Here is a 1,063-nt window from a genome sequence, read left to right as displayed (position 1 = left end):
GGGGTGAAGTCGTAACAAGGTAGCCGTAGGGGAACCTGCGGCTGGATCACCTCCTTTCTAAGGAAGAACCCTAATGGAAACGCTCACTCCCTCATCTTCGGATGGATGGGGAGCCTCTGCCTTTCGGTTCTCTTGGAACAAGACGGAAGAGAGTCACTCTTACCGTCGTGCATACCTTAAAGCGGGTCTGCCGCCTTCGTTTCTCTTTCTTCGCGAATGACTTTGGATCAGCGCTCGCGCGCCGCATCGCACCCTTCGGGTGCTGGCGCTCCGCGAGGGCGCGGCACGAGCCGCGACGGCCCTCTCTTTAGCCAAAGGGTGGCGGCCTTGCGAGACGTGCGTCTCGTTGGCGAAAGCCGATTTAAGGCGCAGTCTAAGGGCTTGTAGCTCAGTTGGTTAGAGCGCGCGCTTGATAAGCGTGAGGTCGGAGGTTCAAGTCCTCCCAGGCCCACCACTTCGCAATCCGCAAGGATTGTCGATCTCCTCTACAAGGTATCAGGGGCCGTAGCTCAGCTGGGAGAGCGCCTGCTTTGCAAGCAGGATGTCGTCGGTTCGATCCCGTCCGGCTCCACCAATGCGCAATCCGCAGGATTGTCGCTTCAGCCGCCGCGTTGCGGTTTGGCGATAGCGCGATCCGCAGGATCGTCGTGGGTGTAGAGATGGTGAGAAAAGTCATTCGAAAATGAGTTTGCGGCGAGCTTCTTGGCTCCCCGCCTGTTCTGTTTGACATCGTAAAGAGAAGATTTGTTCGAACTTCATGGTCGCAAGATCATGATTTGTCGCAAGGGACGCTCAATCCCTTGCATATGATGGGTTTGCCTAACCGCGCCCTCGAACCGATCTCGAGAAGCTGGTCTTTTTGTGCCAATTCCATTGAAGCAAGTCCCGCACAGGATTTGGTTCAGGCGACGATCCCTTCGGGATCGCGCTTATGCGACGATCCTTCGGATCGCGTTTAGCTAATCCCGCAAGGGATTTGGCTTGAACGACGATCCCTTCGGGATCGCGTGATGGGTATTGGCAATGAGAACGATCAAGTGTCTTAAGGGCAATTGGTGGATGC

The 1,063-nt window shown here is 56.1% G+C and carries 1 protein-coding gene, 2 tRNA genes and 1 rRNA gene; 3 read left to right on the top strand and 1 reads right to left on the bottom strand.

Going from position 1 to position 1,063, the window contains the following annotated elements; all coding sequences use genetic code 11:
• The 3 genes from FJ419_RS30620 to FJ419_RS30610 all read left to right on the top strand — a co-directional run.
• A 16S ribosomal RNA gene (locus FJ419_RS30620) occupies positions 1-57 on the top strand; the annotation flags it as partial.
• Positions 58-377: 320 nt separating this feature from the next.
• A tRNA-Ile gene (locus tag FJ419_RS30615) sits at positions 378-454 on the top strand.
• A gap of 44 nt (positions 455-498) precedes the next feature.
• Positions 499-574, top strand: a tRNA-Ala gene (locus tag FJ419_RS30610).
• A gap of 245 nt (positions 575-819) precedes the next feature.
• On the opposite strand, the gene FJ419_RS31070 is transcribed toward FJ419_RS30610, so the two are convergent.
• The coding region (locus tag FJ419_RS31070) for a hypothetical protein (RefSeq protein ID WP_210241680.1) at positions 820-1,063 on the bottom strand (244 nt) is incomplete at its 5' end.

The organism is Mesorhizobium sp. B2-6-2 (assembly GCF_006440615.1).
Taxonomy (GTDB): Bacteria; Pseudomonadota; Alphaproteobacteria; order Rhizobiales; family Rhizobiaceae; genus Mesorhizobium.
This window is presented reverse-complemented; position numbering and strand designations above follow the sequence as displayed.